This window comes from Pseudescherichia sp. AS216 (genome assembly GCF_037152055.1).
GTDB lineage: Bacteria > Pseudomonadota > Gammaproteobacteria > Enterobacterales > Enterobacteriaceae > Pseudescherichia.
Map to the genome: position 1 here is coordinate 588,553 of NZ_JBBCMV010000002.1, position 20,728 is coordinate 609,280.

Below are 20,728 nucleotides of genomic sequence, written 5' to 3' on the forward strand. Positions count from 1 at the left end.
ATATCAAAAAGTTATGACTTCGTTGCCGGAATGCTCACCCGTGTGACCGGGGAGTTCTGCCGGTTCTCCCACAGTACCGTCAGGCCGCGTTGCAGGGCGATAAAGATAAACAGCAGAATGCCGATGGCGATCTTTGTCCACCACGAGCTGAGCGTGCCGTCGAAGTTAATATAGGTCTGGATCAGCCCCTGGATCGCCACGCCAAACAGCGTGCCTAATACCGTTCCCACGCCGCCGCTGAGCAGCGTGCCACCAATCACCACCGAGGCGATGGCGTCCAGCTCTACTCCAACGCCCGCCAGGGCATAACCCGCCTGGGTGTAGACAGAGAAGACGATGCCCGCCAGCGTCGCCAGCCCGGTTGAGAGCATATAGATGCGGATCGTGGTACTGCGGGTAGAGATGCCCATCAGGTTGGCCGAGGTGGCGCTGCCGCCAATGGCATAGACCTGATTGCCAAAGCGCGTGCGGTGGGCGAGGAAGATGCCTATCACCACCACGCCCAGCATCAGCAGCCCCATCGCGCTCAGGCGACCGCCGCCGGGAATTTTCCACGCCAGGCTAGAGAGGGTGTCGTAGATCGGATGGTTAATGGGAATCGACTCTTCAGAGACCAGGTAGCTGACGCCGCGCAGGAAGAACATCCCGGCGAGAGTAATGATAAACGCCGGGATCTTCAGGGCATCGATCAGCAGGCCCATAAATGCCCCGAAGGCGCAGCCCATCGCCAGCACCAGCGGGAAGGCCAGCAGGGGTGAGATGCCCCAGAAGCCAATCGCCTTCGCCAGAAAGACGCCGGTAAAGGCGATCACCGACCCCACCGACAGGTCGATGCCGCCGGAGAGGATCACAAAGGTCATGCCAACGGCGATAATCCCAAGGAAGGCGTTATCGGTCAAAATGTTGCAGATAACCCGCGTCGAGGCGAAGCCCGGAAACTGGGTCAGGCAGTAGAGATAGCCGAGCACGAACACGCCGAGCGTGATCATCAGCGGCAGGTTACGTTTTATCATGACCACGGCTCCTCTTAATCAGATCGATAAAGCGCGGCGACTGCACAATCAGCACGCACATTACGACGACGGCCTTCACGACCTGGTTCAGCTCCGGCGGGAAACCCGAGAGTAAAATGCCGGTGTTCATTCCCTGGATAATCAGCGCCCCGACAATCGACAGCAGCAGGTTGAAGCGCCCGCCCATTAGCGAGCCGCCGCCAATCACCACCGCGAGAATGGCGTCCAGCTCCAGCCACAGCCCGGCGTTGTTGGCATCCGCCCCGCGAATGTCCGCCGTGACGATGATGCCAGCAATGGCGGCGCAGACGCCGCTCAGGACGTAGGTCAGCATCACGACTACCCGGGTATTCACCCCGGCATTTTTGGCGGCGCGGATGTTGATCCCCACCGCTTCAATAAACATGCCCAGCGCCGTCTTGCGGGTGAAGAGCCAAAACACCACCAGCGTTATCAGAGCGATAATCACCGGCGTCGGGAAGAGCAGCAGCGAGCCGCTGCCGAGCCACGAGAGACTGGGGGCGTTGAAGGTGACGATCTGCCCGGAGGTGATCAGCTGCGCCACGCCGCGCCCGGCGACCATCAGTATCAGCGTGGCAACGAAAGGCTGGATCTTGAGGATGGCCACCAGCACGCCGTTCCACAGCCCGGCCAGCACACCGCTGCCGATGGCCGCCAGCAGCACAATTGGCAGGCTGTGCCCGGCGACGGTCATCGAAGCCGCCGTCGCCCCCGCAATCGCCATGATGGCCCCCACGGAGAGATCGATCCCCCCGGTGGCGATCACCAGCGTCATGCCGATGGCCAGCAGCGCTACCGGTGCAGCACGGTTAAGAATATCGATGGGACTGCCGAATAGCCGCCCATCCTGCAGAACGATCTGGAAAAAATGCGGCGCAACCAGGCTGTCAACCAGCAGCACCAGGATCAGCGCCACCAGCTGCGGCATACCCGTCGGCCAGCTTATGCGCCGCTTCGGCTGGCCGGTTTGCGGAAGGGAACGGGGCATCACACTCTACTCCTTATGCCGCGATGGCATTCATGATCGCCGGAACCGAAAGTTCTGCGAGCGGGATCTCTGCCACCTGTTTGCGGTCGCGCATGATGATCACCCGATCGGCATAGCCGACCAGCTCCTCCAGCTCAGAGGAGATCACCAGTAGCGCTAAGCCGTCGGCGCACAAGGTTTCAATAAGCCGGATGATTTCGGCATGAGCCCCTACGTCGATGCCGCGCGTCGGCTCGTCGAGGATCAGGAACTGGGGTTTGGTCAGCAGCCAGCGGGAGAGCAGCACCTTCTGCTGGTTGCCGCCGGAGAGAAACTCAATCGGCTGCTCGGCGCTGGGGGTGCGAATACCGAGCTGGCGAATAAAGCGCTCGGCGATCTCATTCTGCTCCCGACGGGGAATGGGCCGCAGCCAGCCGCGCTGGGCCTGCAGGGCGAGAATAATATTCTCCCGCACCGAGGCCGCGGCAATAATGCCGTCGGTTTTGCGATCCTCCGGACAGAAGCCGATCCCCAGGCACGACGCCTGATGCGGCGAGCGCAGGGTCTGCGGCTTGCCTTTGATGAGCGCCCTGCCGCTGTCGGCGGGCTTGATGCCGAAAATCACCTCGGCGGTTTCGGTCCGTCCGGAGCCTAACAGCCCGGCGAGACCGACGATTTCGCCGGGGCGCACTGCAAAGTTAAAGGGTGCGATGGTGCCTTTCTTGCCAAAATCGGTGAAGGCGGCCACCGGCTTGTCGCTGAGCAGCGTCCGGCCCGCCCGTTGCAGGGCGTTGCTCTCCAGCTCGCGCCCCAGCATCATTTTCACTAGCTCGATCTGCGGCAGCTCGCGGGTTTCGCGGCAGCCAACAAAGCCGCCGTTGCGCAGAACGGTAATGCGGTCGCTGACCTCATACACCTGATCAAGGAAATGGGTGACGAAGATCAGGCTCACGCCCTGGGCGCGCAGCTGGCGCATCAGGGTGAAGAGCATCTCCACCTCCTGGGTATCGAGGCTGGCGGTAGGCTCGTCGAGGATCAACACCTTTGCCGAGAGGTCGATAGCGCGACAGATAGCAACAATCTGCTGCATCGCTACCGAAAAACGATTCAGCGGCTCGCGCACGTCAAGCGAGAAGCCGTAGGAGGCCATCAGCGCCGTGGCACGGCGCTCCATCTCTTTACGCTGCAGGAAACCAAAGCGCCGCGGCTCGCGGCCGATAAACAGGTTATCTGCCACCGACATGTTCGGCAGCAGGTTAACCTCCTGATAGACCGTTCCGATGCCCAACTGCTGGGCATGGGCGGTGTTTTTAGGCGAGATCGCCTGGCCTTCGAGGCGAATAACGCCGCGATCGGCATGGTAGACGCCGGTCAACGCCTTGATGAGCGTTGATTTACCGGCCCCGTTCTCACCGAGGAGCGCCATAATTTCGCCCCGGCGCAGGCTAAAGTTGACGTTATCAAGCGCCTTTACGCCGGGGAAAAATTTACTTAACCCCTCGGTACTCAGAATTTCCTGGTGTTGGTCGGTGGTCATGATGGCCTCCCCGAAACGAACCTGATACTTGATGCCGCAGCACCCTGTAGGCCGGATAAGACGCCTGCGTCGCCATCCGGCGCGGCATTGCCTGATGGCGCTACGCTTATCAGGCCTACAAAACCATGTTTACCATGGCCCATGAAGTTCAGGCTCAGTAACCCATATTTTTCTTCTTCTCGAGCTCTTCTTTCGCCGTATCCGGCAGGTAGAGCGTCGATTTGGTCATGGTCATTTTCTCAGGCTGGGTACCGTCTTTTTTGAATTTCTCCAGCGCGTCGAAGGCCGGGCCAGCCATGTTCGGCGTCAGCTCAACGCTGGCGTTGGCTTCGCCTTCAATCATCGCTTTAAAGATATCCGGCACGCCATCGATAGAGCCGGTCAGGATATCTTTGCCTGGCTTCAGGCCCGCCTCTTTGATGGCCTGAATAGCACCGATCGCCATATCGTCGTTATGGGCGTAAACCATGCAGATGTTCTTGCCGTTATTCTCGGCTTTGATAAAGCTCTCCATGACCTCTTTCCCTTTGCTGCGGGTAAAGTCGCCGGACTGGGAGCGGATGATTTTGATGTTTGGCGCTTTGGCGATGGCGTCAGCGAACCCTTTTTTACGGTCAATCGCTACGCTCGCCCCTACTGTGCCCTGCAGTTCGACAACGTTACATTTCTTATCGCCGACGGTTTTGATCAGCCACTCGCCGATCAGCTGGCCTTCCAGCACGTTATTGGCGGTAACGGTAGTCATGTAGAGCGACTTATCTTTCACATCAATGGAGCGGTCGAGGAGGATCACCGGGATCTCGGCATCTTTAGCCTCTTTCAGCACCGGCTCCCAGCCGGTCGCCACTACCGGGGCAATAAAGATGGCGTCCACGCCCTGGGCGATGAACGAACGTACCGCCTTGATCTGGTTCTCCTGTTTTTGCTGACCGTCGGCGACTTTCAGCGTAATACCGCGTTTTTCCGCTTCGCTTTTCGCGACGTTGGTTTCAGCGGCTCGCCAGCCGGATTCGGAGCCGACCTGTGAAAAACCGACGGTTAACGGGGCTGCCATCGCCATAGACGACATGGCTGCTGAGACTGCTGTGACCAGAAGTAAGCGCTTCCACATAATAACGTCCTCGTAGGGGTGATTATTGTTTGGCTAAAAGATGTTCGCGAAGAGACTATAGCGAATGGAAGATGTAACGAATTGCGTTACATCACACTTCAAAAAAGTAAATAAAACGTTAATCACAAGTTTGTAATCGCTTTCATTTTGCTATGAAAAATGCGGCTGAGGTTATGTACTTTTCGGTTATGTGAATGGTCTGAGAAACGCGCGATTGGCAGGGGGAAAGCGAAAACAGGCGAAGACTTTCGGCGTGAGTTGGCTATAATACCCGGCACTTGTTTGCCACACATTTTAAAGGAAACAAACATGAGCTTACTGAACGTACCGGCGGGTAAAGATCTGCCAGAAGACATCTACGTAGTTATCGAGATCCCGGCAAACGCCGATCCGATCAAATACGAAATCGACAAAGACACTGGCGCGCTGTTCGTTGACCGCTTTATGTCTACCGCGATGTTCTATCCGTGTAACTACGGCTACATCAACCACACCCTCTCTCTGGACGGTGACCCGGTTGACGTTCTGGTCCCAACCCCGTACCCGCTGCAGCCGGGTTCAGTGGTGCGTTGCCGCCCGGTTGGCGTGCTGAAGATGACCGACGAAGCGGGCGAAGATGCCAAGCTGGTTGCGGTTCCGCACACCAAGCTGAGCAAAGAGTACGATCACATCAAAGACGTGAACGACCTGCCGGAACTGCTGAAAGCGCAGATCACCCACTTCTTCGAGCACTACAAAGATCTCGAAAAAGGCAAATGGGTTAAGGTTGACGGCTGGGATAACGCCGAAGCGGCGAAAGCTGAAATCGTGGCCTCTTTCGAACGCGCTGCGAAGAAGTAATAGTTATTATTGTCATCAAGCCCCACGCGTTGGGGCTTTTTTGTGCCCTGTATAATAAGACATATTAGTAAACTGACCCGACGGATTTTATTATCGCTTCAGGACTGGTTATTTTCGTCAATATGAGCGTTTTACATGCTACGTTTCTTTCTTCAAAGCATAAAAATGGGATACATAAAGGCGTTTGACTGTTACGGCAAAGACAGCAAGTGGCAGTATCTCTGCATCATGGCATTTCAGCTTGCCTGGTTTTTGCTCTACCTATGGCTCCCCTACCAAAGCGATTATGCCATTCTGATTTTTTTACTCTTTTTCCTGCCCGTTATCTCAAGCAACACGCGCTGCATCAACTATCACGGTTACTCGCGAGCGCTGTGTCTGCTATGGCTGATTGCGCCGTATATCATGTTGTTTGTCCCGCTGTTTTTAAAAAAGCGACGCGCCGATAGAGAAAACTAAAACGCGGGTCGTTAGAAAAAACAGCGCCACCCGAAGGTGGCGCTGCTGTTAGTCCCGATCCCTGTCTAACCAGTTCCCGGTCTCTATCCGCGTGTGTTCATCCACCGACAGCTGGTACACGTACATCCATGCACTGCCGTACGGTGTCTGAATCAATTGACGCTTGTACTCCCCGCCCGCGGTGCGGAGCTGATCCAGCTCGGCCAGGGTTTCGGCGTCAATACGGTAAACTTCACCCAGCACATGGCCCGGACCGGGCACCGCACCTGGGTAGTGCCCCAGACTGTAAAGTTGATAATTCTCAACGCTGTGATCGCCCAGCCATTGAGCATTAGTCATCCAGTGACTGTTACCTTGCTTGCGTCGTAAACTGCCGTAAACAAATATTCGCATTGCTAAAACTCAAACTGATAGAGCAGATCTAGTGCCTGGTCTACGCCAGACACCGCTTCCAGATATAGCTTAGGCATCAGGCGATAGCGTAACGTGAGCGTCGCCAGAGAGTCAAAAATACCCACGCCATACTTCACCTGCAATCCCGGCAGAACATAGCCGCTGACCACCACCTGGGAGGAGTCGCCTACGCCCTGCGTGTCCAATGCCAGATTGCTGACGCCAAAGGTCTCGCCGATTCGACCCACAACCTGTCCGCTCTGGGCAACGCCCAGGCCCACCAGCGCCGACGTCATCGCTGCGCTGTCGCTCTGTGTGCTCTCCAGCCCCTGGCCGCGAAGCAGATAGGAGAGTGCTTCCTGCTGCGACATCGCCGGGTCAGAGAAGATCTCAGCCTTAGGTTCGTCGGCAGTTCCGGTCACACGTACGCCGGCAATAACGTCGTTTTCAGTGGATTCCGGGTTACGGATCGCTTCGATGTTAAGCAAAGGTTGATCCGGCGGACCCGAGAACAATAACTCACCTTTGCGCACAATCAAATCCTGACCGTACGCATGGAAGCGACCCTGAGGAATATTAATCTGTCCATTTAAGCCAAGTCCTTGTTTATCCTGAGCAACTTTAAGATCGCCCGTTAAGCGTGCTTTTAAGCCAAACGCGTCCAGACGCACGTTATTGCCCACGTGAACGGTTAAATTACTGTTGATCGGGATGCCTGCGGTCTGCGGCTCCTCCGGCTGCAGCTGGCTGTTAAGCATCACTTCGTCGCTGGAAACCCCTACCGCGCTCTCCGGTACGTCGTGGACCACAATGCGTGCCCATGGCACATCAATGCTGCCGTCGAGGGTGAAGAGCTGCGGCGTAGCTTCGAATACCACGTCCGGGGACGCGTCAAGGCGAACCATCGGCGGGACGGTAATCCGTACCCGGCTGCCCTTCGCCGCGATCCGTGCACGCCAGTTGTCGATCTGGCTCCAGTCGGCATTACCGCTTAGGTTAATCTCGCCCTGTCGAGTGCGGACCACCCCTTGCAGAGTCGAACTTTGGCCATTGAAGTTCATCGCTACCTGGCTGGGCTGCATCTCAAACGGCATAAAGTTAGCGTCAATATCCACGCCGTTCAGCCCCATCTGGCCAAACAGCTGCGGGCTCTGCACGTTGCCCGCCAGCCGCAGGTTAGCGTTGAGCGTACCCGCCGCCTTCTCACCACGGGAGAAGATGGCGTTGATCATCGCGATGGAGAAGTTGCGGATATTCACCGTGCCGCCGAGGTTGCGCTGCCCCTGAGGATCGGTGACCTGCACCTGGCCGTCAAACTGGCCGTTATTGGTCAGGCGCATCATCCACCCGAGATCGGCGCGGTTGTCGCGCAGCTTCGCGTTGAGGTTAAGCGTATCGAATGCGACTCGCAGCGGCGCATCGTTAACGGTCTGCGTCACCCGCACGTTGCGCCCGGCCAGGGTCACTTCACCCTGCGGCAGTCCCGGTTTGGTGGTATCCCAGCTGACGTCCGCCCGGCCGCTGAACGATCCGCTGGCCTGGGTGGTATCTGGCATAAAGGGTTTCAGCATCGCCAGGTCGAAGCGGTTCAGGTTAACCACCGCCCGTCCCTCTGCGCCTGCGTCCACGGTCTGCGGCACGCACAGCTCCGCGTTAGGGTTGGTCCAGCAGTGTGGCCCAATGCTTACCTTCTGCTCCTCGCCACGGTAGTCGAGGGCAATGGCGCGATTCAGCGACCACGGCCCGACCGGCGTAGCAAAACGCGTATCGCTCAGGGTCCCTTTCCAGCGCTGGTGAGCACGGTCAAAGCTGCCCGCCAGGCGTAGCTGGCCGGACACCGGCTCGCCCTGCGCCCGCAGGTTCAGCTCGTGCTGCTTTTCGCTGCCTTTGGCATCCAGAGTGACCAGGCTCAGGTTAACGCCCGGCTGAACGATGCGCTCTACGCGGGCGGTGAGACTCCCGGCGATCTGGTCGGTAGATTTTATGTCACCCTCAACGCGCACGCGGGCGATGGAGAGCTCCTGCCAGCGCAGGTTGTTGGCGGTGATATCCGCCTGCACCTGCGGCGCATCCACCGTGCCCCGTACTTTGACTAACCCCTTCGCCGTGCCGCCCAGGCCCGGTAGCGCGTTATCCAGCCCCGGTGCATCGATGTTGGCGTCGAGATTCAGCGCCTTAACCCCCAGCTCGCCCTTAACGTCGGCGCTGTTGCGCCCCAGCTCAAGGTGCAGGCCCGGTACGGTCCACTGCATATAGCTGTTGCCCTTGAGCGAGCCGTTGACGTTTACGTTGTTGTTCTTGACGTTGCCGGTAATTTTCATCTCCGGCACTTCCATCTGCCAGCTGCCGCCGTAGAGGCTGCCGCGCGTTTTAATCAGGCCGTTGAGCTTCGACGGCCAGTCGGGCACCTCTTTAGCCGTATTGATGCCGTTAAGCGTTAACTCCCCACGCCAGCTGATGGCCTGCTGCCAGTCGAGCAGCGCCTTCAGCTCGGTTTTGCCCTCCAGCGCGGCGATGGTCAGCTTGTCGAGATTGATCTGCTGCTCGTTGCCTTTCGCATCCAGCGTGATGGTCGCAGGCGGAACCTGCTGCCCTTTCACCGCCGTGCGGAACGAGAGGGTGTAGTCGGTCATCTTACCGCTCAGCTTCAGCCGCAGGTCGTCAGCCTGATACTGTCGCTCGCCGGTAAAGGGCCAGTAGAGCTGCTCGCTAATGATATCCAGGTTCAGGGGCAGCCCCGCCTCTGCCAGCTGCGTCTTCGCCCGCAGCACCATGTCCACCGGGCCGGAGAGGTTAACCCCCACGTCAAGCGTCTCGCGCAGCGCGCCGCCGACCTTGAGCTTCACCTTCTCGCCCTTCAGAGGATCGACGTTCAATGTGCTGTTGAGGGTAATATCCACCGGCCAGCTGTTGCTCAGCTGCGCCGTGCCGGTGGCGTTAACGGTGCCCTGGTTTGAGTCGATATCAAGGGCGTCGAGTCGGGTGTTGCCGTCGATGCTGCTCACCTTCAGCAGCAGGCTGCGCACCACAATGTCGGTATCACCGGTAAGACGCAGCTGCTCGCCGCGAAACTCTTCAATATTGAGGTTGAGCGGCAGATGGACGTCGGTCATCTCCGGCAGCACTGGCTTAGAGAAGAGATCCTTCAGCGTTTCACCCAGAGGCTTCTCCTCGGGCTTCGGCTGCTCGATCTTCGGCTCGACGATCTGCTCCTGCGCCACGTCGGCCACCTTCGGCAGGGCAATCAGCAGCCCCTGTAACGAGGTTGGCTTAACGGTCAGGTTTTTCTCCTGCCAGTTCAGCCCGGTGGTGAAATCCATCACCGAAACGGTGGTGTTATCAATCTTGATATTAACGTTGTTCAGCGCCACCCGGCTGAGGGTAATCGGATAGGGAGTAGAGAGATCGAGCGGCCCGCTATCCTCCTCTTCCACCTGAGCGGCAGGCGGCATCTTAGTGCTATCTACCGTCACGTTAATGTCTTTTAGCGACAGATCGTTAACGCACAGGCTGCTGTCCCGCAGGCAGGCAAGCTTTACCGCAAGGTGGATCTCTCCGGCGTTAACCGCCACGCCGGGCTGGTCATAGCGGATATTACGCAGAGTCAGGTCACGCCAGCCGCCGGTAACCTGGCCAATCTCCAGCCCTGGCACCCAGCGGTTCGCGGCCTTGAACACAATATGCAGCCCGCTGGTGGTGCCCACCAGAAACGCCACCGCCCCCAGCAGCAGCACAATAAACACCACCACCCCGAGGCTTATCTTCTTCCATAAACTCATAATTCAGGCCCCAGACCGATGTAGAACTGTAGATCGTGCTTGTCGTCGTCGGCGATAGGCAGGGCAAAATCAAGCTTTATCGGCCCGACCGGCGACTCCCAGCGCACGCCCACGCCTGCACCGGTTTTAAAGTCGCTGCGGCGGATATCGCTCACTGCCTCGCCGCTGTCGATGAAGGTCGCGCCCCACCACTTGCCGGTCACGTTGTACTGATACTCCAGCGAGCCGGTGGCCAGCTTGGAAGCCCCCTTCAGCTTGCCTTCGCTATCCTCTGGCGAGATCGATTTGTACTTATAGCCACGGATGCTGCGATCGCCCCCAGCAAAGAAGCGTAGATCCGGTGGCACCCGATCGAAATCGCCGGTTTCGATCCAGCCCAGGTTGCCGCGCACCACAAAGCGGTGGCGATCGTAGAGGGTACGGATCCAGACGTTCTGCGCCTGCAGGACCGAGAAGTCGACGTCGGACCCCCAGGCCGTGTTGGAGTAGTCGATGGAGTAGCGCTGGGAGTCGCCCCAGGTCGGCATCAGGCCGCCGCGCGAGCGGGTCCGGCTAATCATCACGCCAGGGTAGAGCAGCATGGTGGTATGGGTCACGCTGCCTTGGGTAAAGTGATCCAGGCTCCAGCGCAGGTTAATGGCGCGCTGCCAGCCGCTGGAGAGATCCCAGTAGCGGGAGAGCGCCAGGGTGGTGGAGTCCGCCTCGGTATCATTGAGATCGGTACGCTTAAAGCCGCCCTGCACCAGGTAGTACTGCTCCAGCGGATTCTTCAGCAGCGGCATCTTGTAGCTAAAGTCGAGCTGCTGTTCGGGCGCGGAGATGCTGGTGGAAGTAGTAAAACTGTGGCCGTAGGAGTTGATCCACGGCTTGCGCCAGGTGGCCTTCACGCGCGGACCGACGTCGGTAGAGTAGCCCACCCCGGTCTCTATCGTATTCTGCGTGCGGGGCGAAACCACCCCGTGCAGCGGCAGCACCTTGGTTTTACGCGATTTTTCAAACTCTGGAGCAACAATCACCGAGTTAAACCAGCCGGTAGCAGAGAGGCGGCGGTTTAGCTCCGCCAGATCTTTGGTCTGGTACTCGTCGCCCTCTTTAAAGGGCACCAGGTTTTGCAGATACTCGTCGCGGATCTGCGAGCCTTCAAAAGTCACCTTGCCGAAGCGGTAGCGCTGCCCGCTATCGTAGTCGATATCCCAGAATGCCTGATGGCGATCGAGGGCGATGCCGAGCTGGCTTTTGTTGAAGGCGCTGTCGAAGTAGCCTTTGCGCAGCGCGACGCTGGTAAGGCCCTTCTTAAAGCTGTCGTAGTCGTTATGGTTCAGCACCGTGCCAATCGCCGGTCGGGTTTTTAGCAGGTCGAGGTAGTCACTGTCGGTGCGCGCTCCGCCGCGCAGGATCACATCCGTTCCTCCGACGCGCACAGGCGTGCCGGGCGAGACGCGGGCGATCAGTACCTGGCGGCCCTTCGCCGGCGGTGGACGCAGTTCAAAATCGATGGTTGGCTCATAGTAGCCTAGCGCTTTTAGTCCGTCGCGGATGGCATCATCAACGCGAGCGCGGAAACGCTGATCCGCCGTTACTTCATCACTCTCGATGGTTGAGAGCTGGGCACGAACGTTTTTTTGCAGCGCGCCCGATAACCCCTCTACCTGTAAACGGACGTTTGCCGCTAAGGCCGTTCCGCTCACCAGCAGCAGGGTAGTGAAACCTATCAGTCGGATGTGTGGCACGTTCTCTCCTGAATATCAGGCTCCCTGAAGGTAAGGAAACCGAAATGCCGCTCCCCGGCTAAACAAATACCCACCATAGTGGGTTGAAAAATGGCTGGCTAGCCCAATACTTCTTAATGTTTAAATCTAGCCGTATTTGCAGCATTTATTGTGTTCAATTCAACGCTGCGTTACAACCTTGATCACAGATCTGTTCCTGGGAGGCCACACCGTGAGTCTATTTGATAAGAAGCACCTCGTTACTCAAGCGGATGCATTGCCAGGACGCAATACACCTATGCCGGTAGCCAGTCTGCATGCCGTTAACGAACACTCGATGACCAATGTACCCGAAGGGATGGAGACCGCGCTGTTTGCGATGGGCTGCTTCTGGGGCGTGGAGCGCCTGTTCTGGGTACTGCCCGGTGTCTACAGCACCGCAGCAGGCTACGCGGGCGGCTATACGCCGAATCCCACCTACCGTGAAGTCTGTTCCGGCGAGACCGGGCACGCCGAAGCCGTGCGCGTGGTCTATGACCCGAGCGTGATTAGCTACGAGCAGCTGCTACAGGTCTTCTGGGAGAATCACGATCCGGCCCAGGGCATGCGCCAGGGCAACGACCACGGAACCCAGTACCGCTCGGCCATCTACCCGCTGACGCCGGAGCAGGAAGCAGCCGCGAAGGCGAGCCTGGCCCGTTTCCAGCAGGCAATGCGTAGCGCCGGGGACGATCGTCAGGTGACCACCGAGATCAAAACCGCCGGGCCGTTCTACTATGCTGAGGACGATCACCAGCAGTATCTGCACAAGAACCCGTACGGGTACTGTGGGATCGGTGGGATTGGGGTGTGCCTGCCGCCGCAGACGGTATAGCTGTTGTAAATGCGCCACGCAAGCGTGGCGCATTTTATTAAAGCGAATTAAGCTTCTGATGAACTATCTAATTTTAGAATACTTATTTTAAACTTAGCATAGCTGTGAAATTGACGCCCTTTATCATGAATCCACAACACTTTTTCTTTTAAGCCGTGAATAGTTCCGAAAAGCCCCATCCCTAAATCAATGTTGCCAAAAATAGACGACACATATGATAAATCCTCTGCTTTTTGGGGATTATTTTTCCTTATCGACTCACTGGCTATATTGAAAACAGTAGATGTCAAACTTGCTGTAAAATTTATCGTTTCATATAATAGTTTAGCATTACTGAGACCATGATCGATGCTTTCAGCTTTTGTTCGAATGTTGATTTCGGTATCAAGGAACTCTTCAGTAAGCTCTTCAGCAACCTCTGCAACTTCATCTACTAAATTATTTGCTAAATTATGTTCCAGCATGTCCGCTATATCATTACTTGTATGCTGTACATTACCAAGCTCATCAAACTTAGTGAGTGATTTTTTGACATCCTTCATGAATTTATCTAACGATCTGTTGATTCTTGAAGCCTTAATTTTTTTAGAAATGTAATTAAAAGAAGAGTATAATGTTGATACTGAGTTTATTATACCCAAAGCATAAGAAGCCTTTTCTAATTTCATCGCTGCTTGAGGATTGTTACTAGCTACAGCGAAAGCAATATAGTTAGTTAGGGCTGAAGATACCTGTGTACCATATGTCAATACATTACTTGTTGTTTTAGCTACGGTGCTTGCAAAAGCGTCAGCAGTTTCATCTGCAAAAAGATGTCGAAAAAGAGATGCAAAGCCAAAGGTAAACAATTTTAAAATCCCATGACCACTTGGGTCGGTAAAGTTTACGGGATCGTCCTCACAATAAGCATAAGGATTAATTCCCCCTACCCCGAATGGGCTTTCGCTGTCCGGACAGTTAAAACGCATTAATATCGGGTTATAGGCACGATAGCCGTTGCCTAAATGCGACGTGCCGGTTAAAGGATCCGGGCGCTCACCGTTAAAGCCAGGAAGCTGGCCATTTTGTGGCTTATCAGCAGCACCAAAAGTAGAAAAGAGATTAACCTGCTGGGTGCCACCGTCATAAGCCAGCAGCGTACTATTAGTCTGGTTAGTACCAATGAGTTGTAAAGACATAATTTACGCTCCAGTGATTAGATATTCTACCAACAACACTCTCATAGCTATAGCTGTTCGTGACTTACCGCAGCATTGCCTGCCAGGCCAGAGATAATACGATCCTGCTGCTGCTCGCTTTGGCGAATCTGATTAACCAGTTGCGAACCACGGTAATAAAGATACTGCTCCTGACTATTTATCGACTGGAAGACAAGGTTATGCAGACCATCGTAGCCGTAGCCCGCCTGACTACCATCTGTTGTCTCTATGCTAAATAGACGACCCGATGCATCATAGTGTAACGTCCGGCCAGCTTCATCAATTTTCAGGCGCCCATCATCATAATAAGCCAAATTAATAACAGGTGGATATGCAGGGTTACCACTGTGTGTGATTGAGGTAAGTTGGGTTGCATCGTCATTATTAATATATATAGCAGATGAATCGCCGCTATTAATATATTTAAAAGTGGCTTTATCCGTAGCGCCGTTGCTGCCGACCGTCGTGCAGGCTCTAATATTATTCAGGCAATCATATTCAAAAACCTGCGAAGTAAACTCCACCCCATAACCATCTTTTGGCAATATGCTACCACTGCAGTCATGCTGCCGAAGCCGATTACGTGAATCGTAATAATACTGGTTATCACTAAGCGTTGTTTTTCCTTGCGTAATAGTAACATTTGAGATTTGATTGTTTTCATAGTATCCGGTGGTGATAGTAATAGCCTCGCCACTGTTAGGCGTGAGCGTACGAGACTGTTCACGGCCGTAATCATCATAGCCAATCGTTGTCTCAAGGCTGGCTGAGCCATTGCTCGTTTCAGCTATTTGTGTCTGGAGTCGGCCAAATTCATCATAGGAAAAAGTGAGCGTGACAGCAGGGTCTCTAATAGTAAGCGGCTTGCCTGCATCTTTTCCTGAAAGGTTATAGCTTATCCACTGTATATTACCTGCAATGTCGGTATAGCTCACCGGTTTATTCATTACGCTCCATTTGTAAACCGGCGTTTTATTACCAAGGCTATTGGCTACAGTTTCAGTATTGACCTGTCCGGATGTAAACCATGTATACGAGTTTTCTTGCTGCCCGGTTTCGATAACGGTATCAAGTAACCCCCGATTTTTAAAATAGGTATAGGTTTGCTCTGTGCTTTGCCCGTTGTCATCCGCAGTAATAGAGGTTAGAGCATTCTCCAGCATAGGATCGTACCCATAGGTAAAGACCCTGTTTAGACTATCGGTAAGGGTACGAGGGTCGGGAGTATTATCGCTATATGTATAGACTTCATATCGACCACCTACCGTCGAGTTATGTATCCGGCCTAAACCATCAATCTCCCGTGTACCCATCACATAGGCTGTCCCATCCGTGTCGATAACGGTTATCTTCTGAACTATGGCAATACTAAAATGAGGAGCATACTCCTGTTTTATAGTAGTACCATCCGCATACGTTGTTTTATATGCGCGATCGAAATCATCGTATTCATAATCAACTGCATGACCCATCGGATCGACGGCGTGACGAAGGCGCTTCAAACCATCATAGGAAGAGTGCGTCGTAGAATAGATATTATCGTTTTTATCATAAACAGTAATAGATTGCGGGACATTCATATCATTAAGCGATAGCGTGCTTTTTGAGGCCTTATGGCCTGCTGCAGATTGTAAAAATTTTTTATAGTCTTTACCGACAGCATCAAATTGCAGCATCCGGGTCAGCCAGACGCTGGCTTCAGGATCGTTAACGTCCGAGAAAAAATCATGCGCGCAGATCTGTGCCCAGTTGTTGAATTGGTTTTTAATATTAATTACAGCGCATTGAATCTTACCCTGATCGTCCAGATAACTGTCCGTTATGGTCTCATAAAGGATCCGACCAAGTGAGTCATAGCTACGTGATAATACTGTGCTAAACTCCTGATTAATCTGTTCGGTTGCACTTTTTTCAAGTGATATCACCCGACCAAGAGCATCATAATTGAGACGAGACACATTATCATTATAATTCGTAAAATTGGTACTCAGCGATGTCATTGAATAATCAACGCTAAGTTTTCTTTCATAATCAGCATTGCCTTCATGCGTTATCATAGAAGAGAAACGCCCAGCCTCATCATAATAGTAGGTATGCGGTGTGCCTAAAAAATCCGTTAACGCGTTAATTTTCCCTGAATAGATTGAACGTGCCATAATACCGGTCAAGGAAATATTATCGAAGCTTACCAATGTCATTTTACTTTCAAGAACGCCATCGGTTAAGTCATAATCATGTGTCTGGATTGCTGAATAGGGCGTTGTTCCCTGTGTGTCGGTACTATAAACAGTTGTGTTTTTGCTCTGGATATGCCCATATTCAAATGATGTTTTATCGTCTGAATAATATTGTGTATTTAGCGATGTTAATGGTTGTTTGCTACTGTCGAGCAATTTCACCAGCGACTCTTTATCTTTGACGATTGCCGTTGCCATAGGCCGATCATCTAACGCGTCAAGAACGCTATAGTGAGTGTAGGTTGCCCGAACAGGGACGTCGTCATAATCAGAAGGAGCAGGAGTGATCTTTTTACTTTTCACCAGGTTGGCGAAGCCATTAGGATCGGCAGGGCAGCCGGTGTAGCCGTCAGCGCTATCTGCTTCACCGTCCGCACTGTAATACTCATAGTCGGTCTGGATACCGTCGGGATCGATCTGCTGCGTCAGATTGCCAAAATCATCGTATTGGTATTGCGTCAATTCACTACGCGTGCCGCTGCTGTCCGTCCACGTCAATGTTTGCGTTTGCGGATACTGATATTGCGCAGGTAGATCGTCGTAGCTGGTATCAGGATGATCGACCTGCCAGGCATCGGCATAGTAGTAAGTTTCAGCAGAGTAATATGTTTCACCCTGCGCTACCTCCAGCTTGCTCAGAAGATGGTAGTTATTGTAGGTATAGGTAGTGGTAATCGCCTGCCCATCGCTGTCGGCCTGTATCAGCGTTGTGGAGTAGAAATAGTCCTGCCCCGCCAGGCTATAAACATAGTCGGTTGAGGCGTCCCACTGGCCGCCCTGCGGCGCATCGTAGCCCAGATAGTTAGGGAAACCCTGCGGGGTATCTGGCGTATAGGTTGTAATCATTTGTGGCTGATCAAAACCAGGGTCGATGACCAACTCAGTGACAGCTGGCAGTGAACCTTCCCCGGACTGAGCCGGAAACAGCATCAGACCATTGGTTGTGCCACTGTTATAGGTTACAGATTTAATTAATCCGGTAATCGCCTGGGTTTTAGTCAGGGTAAGCAGCCCGTTCCCCATTCCCACATCTTCATAAAAATATTGCCACTGGCCTTCCGGTAACCCAGAGTGAGAAATAGCTGACAGATAGCCATTCGATTTTTGCAGGGTAATAGTGTACTCCTCACTTGAGCCAGGATAAAAGGTCAGGGCAGGCCCGGCATCATGATCGAATTTTAAGTGCGTTACGCCGCTGTCATCGATAATGGAGTCAATCCCCCAGCCCCAGGACGTAAAATCCCAGTTAATATTTAACGAGTACCCCAGCGCGTTATATATTCTGGTCGTGACATAAATACCCGAATCATATTCAGTTAAATCGGTCACGCTGCCATCATTTTCTATTACCCTAAACCCATCGCTACCGTCCGGATTGCTTATCCGAATGAAATCAAAGGTGCGCATCTTATTTTGCCGGACAATAGGTGGGTTCACTGAGGCATCTACTGTGTAGCTCTCCCCCGATGCCAGCGAAAGCTGTCCGTTGTTATAATCAAAAAGAGTCAGCGCTGGCGCAATCCCGATACCCAAATCATAATAGTCAGTGCCTGAGGTAGCCGAATAGCCGATAGAAAAAGTCAGCTCCGGCCCCATGGCGCTATTACCAATGATTTGGCCAAGGGAGTGCTGAAAGCTAAACAGGCGGGTACGGGGATCGACATCCTCAGAAGAGGCGCTAAGAAAGTTGGGCGTTTGTGAATAGTAATTTGCACTCATGGCGGTACCTCAGCAATAAAATAAATTATTAATAAGGGAAAATAAGCGGGCACGTATAAAACTAGTGTTTTCTAATTTATTTAAAAAGCCCGTTTTTTGGCGTGCCATGACTGATATTTAGATGATGTAATAAGAGCAAATCCGACTACTTAGCAGGTTTAAAACTGGCTACTGTACAAACAGTGTACTGACGACGCTGGCAGCCCTCCCCTGCCTTACGCTATACTACCCCAGGATCGCAGATCCACTCGCCGTGGATCGGCGTTTAACCTGATGTATTACATGGATTTTCAACTTTCCCCTCTTGAGGATCTGGCCAATGGCTGGATAAGATATGTTAAACAGTATTCTACTGATACTTTGCCTGATTGCCGTAAGTGCGTTCTTCTCGCTGTCGGAGATTTCGCTTGCGGCCTCCCGTAAAATCAAACTTAAGCTGCTGGCCGACGATGGCAATATCAATGCCCAGCGCATCCTGAAAATGCAGGAAAACCCCGGCACCTTCTTTACCGTCGTGCAGATTGGCCTTAACGCCGTGGCTATTCTCGGTGGTATCGTCGGTGATGCGGCCTTCTCGCCGGTGTTTTATGACGTGCTATCAAATGTCGTGTCGCCCGAGCTGGCGGATCGGCTGAGCTTTATCCTCTCCTTCTCGCTGGTTACCGGCCTGTTCATTCTTTTCGCCGACCTGACCCCGAAACGCATCGGTATGATTGCGCCTGAAGCCGTGGCTTTGCGCATCATCAACCCGATGCGCTTCTGCCTGTTCATCTTCCGTCCGCTGGTGTGGTTCTTTAACGGGCTGTCCAACGTTATCTTCCGCATCTTTAAGCTGCCGATGGAGCGCAAGGACGACCTCACCTCCGATGACATCTACGCGGTGTTTGAGGCCGGAGCGCTGGCGGGCGTGCTGCGTAAGCAGGAGCACGAACTGATTGAGAACGTGTTTGAGCTGGAGTCGCGCACCGTGCCGTCATCCATGACCTCGCGCGAAAACGTCATCTGGTTCGATCTGCACGAAGATGAGCAGAGCCTGAAGAGCAAGGTGGCGGAGCATCCGCACTCCAAGTTCCTGGTCTGTAATCAGGATATCGATCACATCGTGGGCTACGTCGACTCAAAAGATCTGCTTAACCGCGTGCTGGCTAACCAGAGCCTGGCGCTGAACAGCGGCGTGCAGATCCGCAATACGCTGATCGTGCCGGATACCCTTACCCTCTCTGAGGCGCTAGAAAGCTTTAAGGCAGCGGGGGAAGACTTCGCGGTGATCATGAACGAGTATGCGCTGGTGGTAGGTATCATCACCCTCAATGATGTGATGACCACCCTGATGGGGGATTTGGTCGGTCAGGGGCAGGAGGACCAGATCGTTGCTCGTGATGAGAACTCCTGGCTTATCGATGGCGGTACGCCTATTGATGACGTCATGCGCGTGCTGGATATCGACGAGTTCCCACAGTCGGGTAACTACGAAACCATCGGCGGATTTATGATGTTCATGCTGCGTAAAATCCCGAAACGCACCGATTCAGTGAAGTTCTCGGGCTATAAGTTTGAGGTGGTGGATATCGATAACTACCGTATCGACCAGCTGCTGGTGACTCGCCTCGACAGCAAACCTACCACGCTGACGCCGAAACTGCCGGACGCTGAAAACCAAAGCGCGGCGTAAAGCCTCTTCCTCAGAAACATCAACGGCCCCTTTAGGGGCCGTCTTATTATGTTAATGAACTACTGCATAGCACGTTTACATAGTACGTTTATATAGTACGTTGCTTACGCCATATCGGTTTGCAGTCGCATAACCTGGCGATTAACTTCAGACATTACAGAATAGTGCTGCTTGTCTTTCACTTTTGGGACCAGGATTTTACCCTTGTCGAACTCAAAAGCGCCTACGTCCTTGATATACAACCGTCCACGGAACAGGATCTTCACGTACTTCGCTACCTGGAGCGGATTGTAACGTTGGAAAATTTTCATTCTTCTTTCTCTCCTGCTGAATCTTACGCCCAAGCGACGCCACAATTGGCTCGACTTTAATGAACGCAAATTTTGTTGCCCAGTGACTATAGACCACAAACTCATTGATACCCAGTATGCATAAGTTTATTTACCGTTTGATTACAATTAATCAGAATTTTCTACCCCAGGCACCGAGCACGACAGTATAAGGCAGGGTTTTTACGCAAATGTGTGCGTCCGCCCGCAAACTGGCACCCCATTTGCGAGAAAAGAAGATTAATTGCACTTATCATTAAAAGCAGAGACCAAGTGGTCGGATCACCTGCACTGAATAAGGGAAACATGATGACGTTACGCAATACACTGGCTGTAACCTGCCTGCTGCTGCCGCTGGTGGCCTCGGCTCACCGTTTTGAAGAGAATCAGCGCGTGCCCCCGGTTGGCGTGGCCGATCGGGGAGAGCTGGTCTTCGATAACAATAAGTTTAGCTATAAAAAATGGAATAGCGCGCAGCTGAACGGAAAAGTTCGCGTGGTGATGCACATTGCTGGCCGCACCTCGGCGAAAGAGAAAAATGCAGCGCTGATCGAAGCAATCAAATCGGCCAATCTGCCGCACGACAGGTATCAGACCACCACAATTATAAATACTGATGATGCTATCCCCGGCTCTGCAATGTTTGTGCGCAGCAGCATTGAGAGCAACAAGCAGCTCTACCCGTGGTCACAGTTTATCGTCGACAGTGATGGGGTCACGCGCAAGGCCTGGCAGCTGGAGGAGGAGAGCTCCGCCGTCGTGGTGCTGGATAGAGAGGGCCGAGTACATTACGCCAAAGATGGCGCACTGACCCAGCAGGAGTCGCAGCAGGTTATTGCCCTGCTGCGTAAGCTGCTGGAGAGCTAAAG

General features: G+C 53.7%; 15 protein-coding genes. 5 read left to right on the forward strand and 10 right to left on the reverse strand.

All coding sequences use genetic code 11. From position 1 onward, the window contains the following. Positions 1–11: 11 nt before the first annotated feature. From yjfF to ytfQ, 4 genes are all read right to left on the reverse strand, one after another. Positions 12–1,013: a galactofuranose ABC transporter, permease protein YjfF gene (yjfF, locus tag WFN61_RS08345; RefSeq protein WP_042388421.1), complete on the reverse strand. Its 1,002-nt coding sequence runs from the start codon at positions 1,011–1,013 to the stop codon at positions 12–14. Then, positions 1,000–2,025 carry a galactofuranose ABC transporter, ATP-binding protein YtfT gene (gene ytfT, locus WFN61_RS08350; RefSeq protein WP_238081746.1) on the reverse strand — a complete coding sequence of 342 codons (1,026 nt, stop codon included), beginning with the start codon at positions 2,023–2,025 and terminating at the stop codon, positions 1,000–1,002. Before ytfT ends, yjfF begins: the two co-directional genes overlap by 14 nt. Before the next feature lie 10 nt (positions 2,026–2,035). After that, the gene (gene ytfR / locus WFN61_RS08355) at positions 2,036–3,538 is read right to left on the reverse strand and encodes a galactofuranose ABC transporter, ATP-binding protein YtfR (protein WP_144816500.1); all 1,503 of its coding nucleotides are present in this window, start codon (positions 3,536–3,538) and stop codon (positions 2,036–2,038) included. A 154-nt stretch (positions 3,539–3,692) separates the two neighbouring features. Next, positions 3,693–4,649, reverse strand: coding sequence for a galactofuranose ABC transporter, galactofuranose-binding protein YtfQ (gene ytfQ / locus WFN61_RS08360; RefSeq protein ID WP_042388427.1), 957 nt, complete (start codon positions 4,647–4,649; stop codon positions 3,693–3,695). A gap of 309 nt (positions 4,650–4,958) precedes the next feature. Between ytfQ and ppa the strand changes: the two genes are divergently transcribed. Then, complete coding sequence (ppa, locus tag WFN61_RS08365; RefSeq protein WP_042388429.1) at positions 4,959–5,489, forward strand: inorganic diphosphatase; 531 nt, start codon at positions 4,959–4,961, stop codon at positions 5,487–5,489. 165 nt (positions 5,490–5,654) lie between these two features. Continuing rightward, positions 5,655–5,948 carry a hypothetical protein gene (locus WFN61_RS08370; protein WP_337038519.1) on the forward strand — a complete coding sequence of 98 codons (294 nt, stop codon included), beginning with the start codon at positions 5,655–5,657 and terminating at the stop codon, positions 5,946–5,948. A 48-nt stretch (positions 5,949–5,996) separates the two neighbouring features. Here WFN61_RS08370 and WFN61_RS08375 read toward each other — a convergent pair whose 3' ends face one another. Genes WFN61_RS08375 through tamA form a run of 3 tightly spaced genes read right to left on the reverse strand, consistent with a single transcriptional unit; the run spans position 5,997 to position 11,850 of the window. Beyond that, positions 5,997–6,341 carry a gamma-glutamylcyclotransferase family protein gene (locus tag WFN61_RS08375; protein WP_144816502.1) on the reverse strand — a complete coding sequence of 115 codons (345 nt, stop codon included), beginning with the start codon at positions 6,339–6,341 and terminating at the stop codon, positions 5,997–5,999. 2 nt (positions 6,342–6,343) lie between these two features. Continuing rightward, positions 6,344–10,120 carry an autotransporter assembly complex protein TamB gene (gene tamB / locus WFN61_RS08380; protein WP_337038521.1) on the reverse strand — a complete coding sequence of 1,259 codons (3,777 nt, stop codon included), beginning with the start codon at positions 10,118–10,120 and terminating at the stop codon, positions 6,344–6,346. Beyond that, entirely contained in the window at positions 10,117–11,850 is a 1,734-nt protein-coding gene (gene tamA, locus WFN61_RS08385) for an autotransporter assembly complex protein TamA (protein ID WP_144816506.1), read from the reverse strand. The genes tamB and tamA overlap by 4 nt, the downstream gene beginning before the upstream one ends. Before the next feature lie 211 nt (positions 11,851–12,061). Between tamA and msrA the strand changes: the two genes are divergently transcribed. Further along, positions 12,062–12,703, forward strand: coding sequence for a peptide-methionine (S)-S-oxide reductase MsrA (gene msrA, locus WFN61_RS08390; protein ID WP_144816508.1), 642 nt, complete (start codon positions 12,062–12,064; stop codon positions 12,701–12,703). Between the two features lie 47 nt (positions 12,704–12,750). Here msrA and WFN61_RS08395 read toward each other — a convergent pair whose 3' ends face one another. Together WFN61_RS08395 and WFN61_RS08400 are read right to left on the reverse strand one after the other, a co-directional pair. Next, a complete protein-coding gene (locus WFN61_RS08395; protein WP_337038522.1) occupies positions 12,751–13,881 on the reverse strand; it encodes an RHS repeat-associated core domain-containing protein in 1,131 nt (376 codons plus the stop codon). Between the two features lie 47 nt (positions 13,882–13,928). Then, positions 13,929–17,858 (reverse strand): RHS repeat domain-containing protein, encoded by a 3,930-nt coding sequence (locus WFN61_RS08400; protein ID WP_337038523.1) that lies wholly within the window; start codon positions 17,856–17,858, stop codon positions 13,929–13,931. Between the two features lie 334 nt (positions 17,859–18,192). Here WFN61_RS08400 and WFN61_RS08405 point away from each other — a divergent pair, with 334 nt between their 5' ends. Further along, positions 18,193–19,530, forward strand: a complete 1,338-nt coding sequence (locus WFN61_RS08405) for a hemolysin family protein (protein ID WP_144816512.1) — start codon at positions 18,193–18,195, stop codon at positions 19,528–19,530. Between the two features lie 104 nt (positions 19,531–19,634). Here the strand turns inward: WFN61_RS08405 and WFN61_RS08410 are convergent, their stop codons facing one another. After that, positions 19,635–19,841 carry a DUF1107 domain-containing protein gene (locus tag WFN61_RS08410; RefSeq protein WP_042388447.1) on the reverse strand — a complete coding sequence of 69 codons (207 nt, stop codon included), beginning with the start codon at positions 19,839–19,841 and terminating at the stop codon, positions 19,635–19,637. Between the two features lie 327 nt (positions 19,842–20,168). Here WFN61_RS08410 and WFN61_RS08415 point away from each other — a divergent pair, with 327 nt between their 5' ends. Beyond that, positions 20,169–20,726 carry a YtfJ family protein gene (locus WFN61_RS08415; RefSeq protein WP_222890669.1) on the forward strand — a complete coding sequence of 186 codons (558 nt, stop codon included), beginning with the start codon at positions 20,169–20,171 and terminating at the stop codon, positions 20,724–20,726. Positions 20,727–20,728 lie beyond the last annotated feature (2 nt).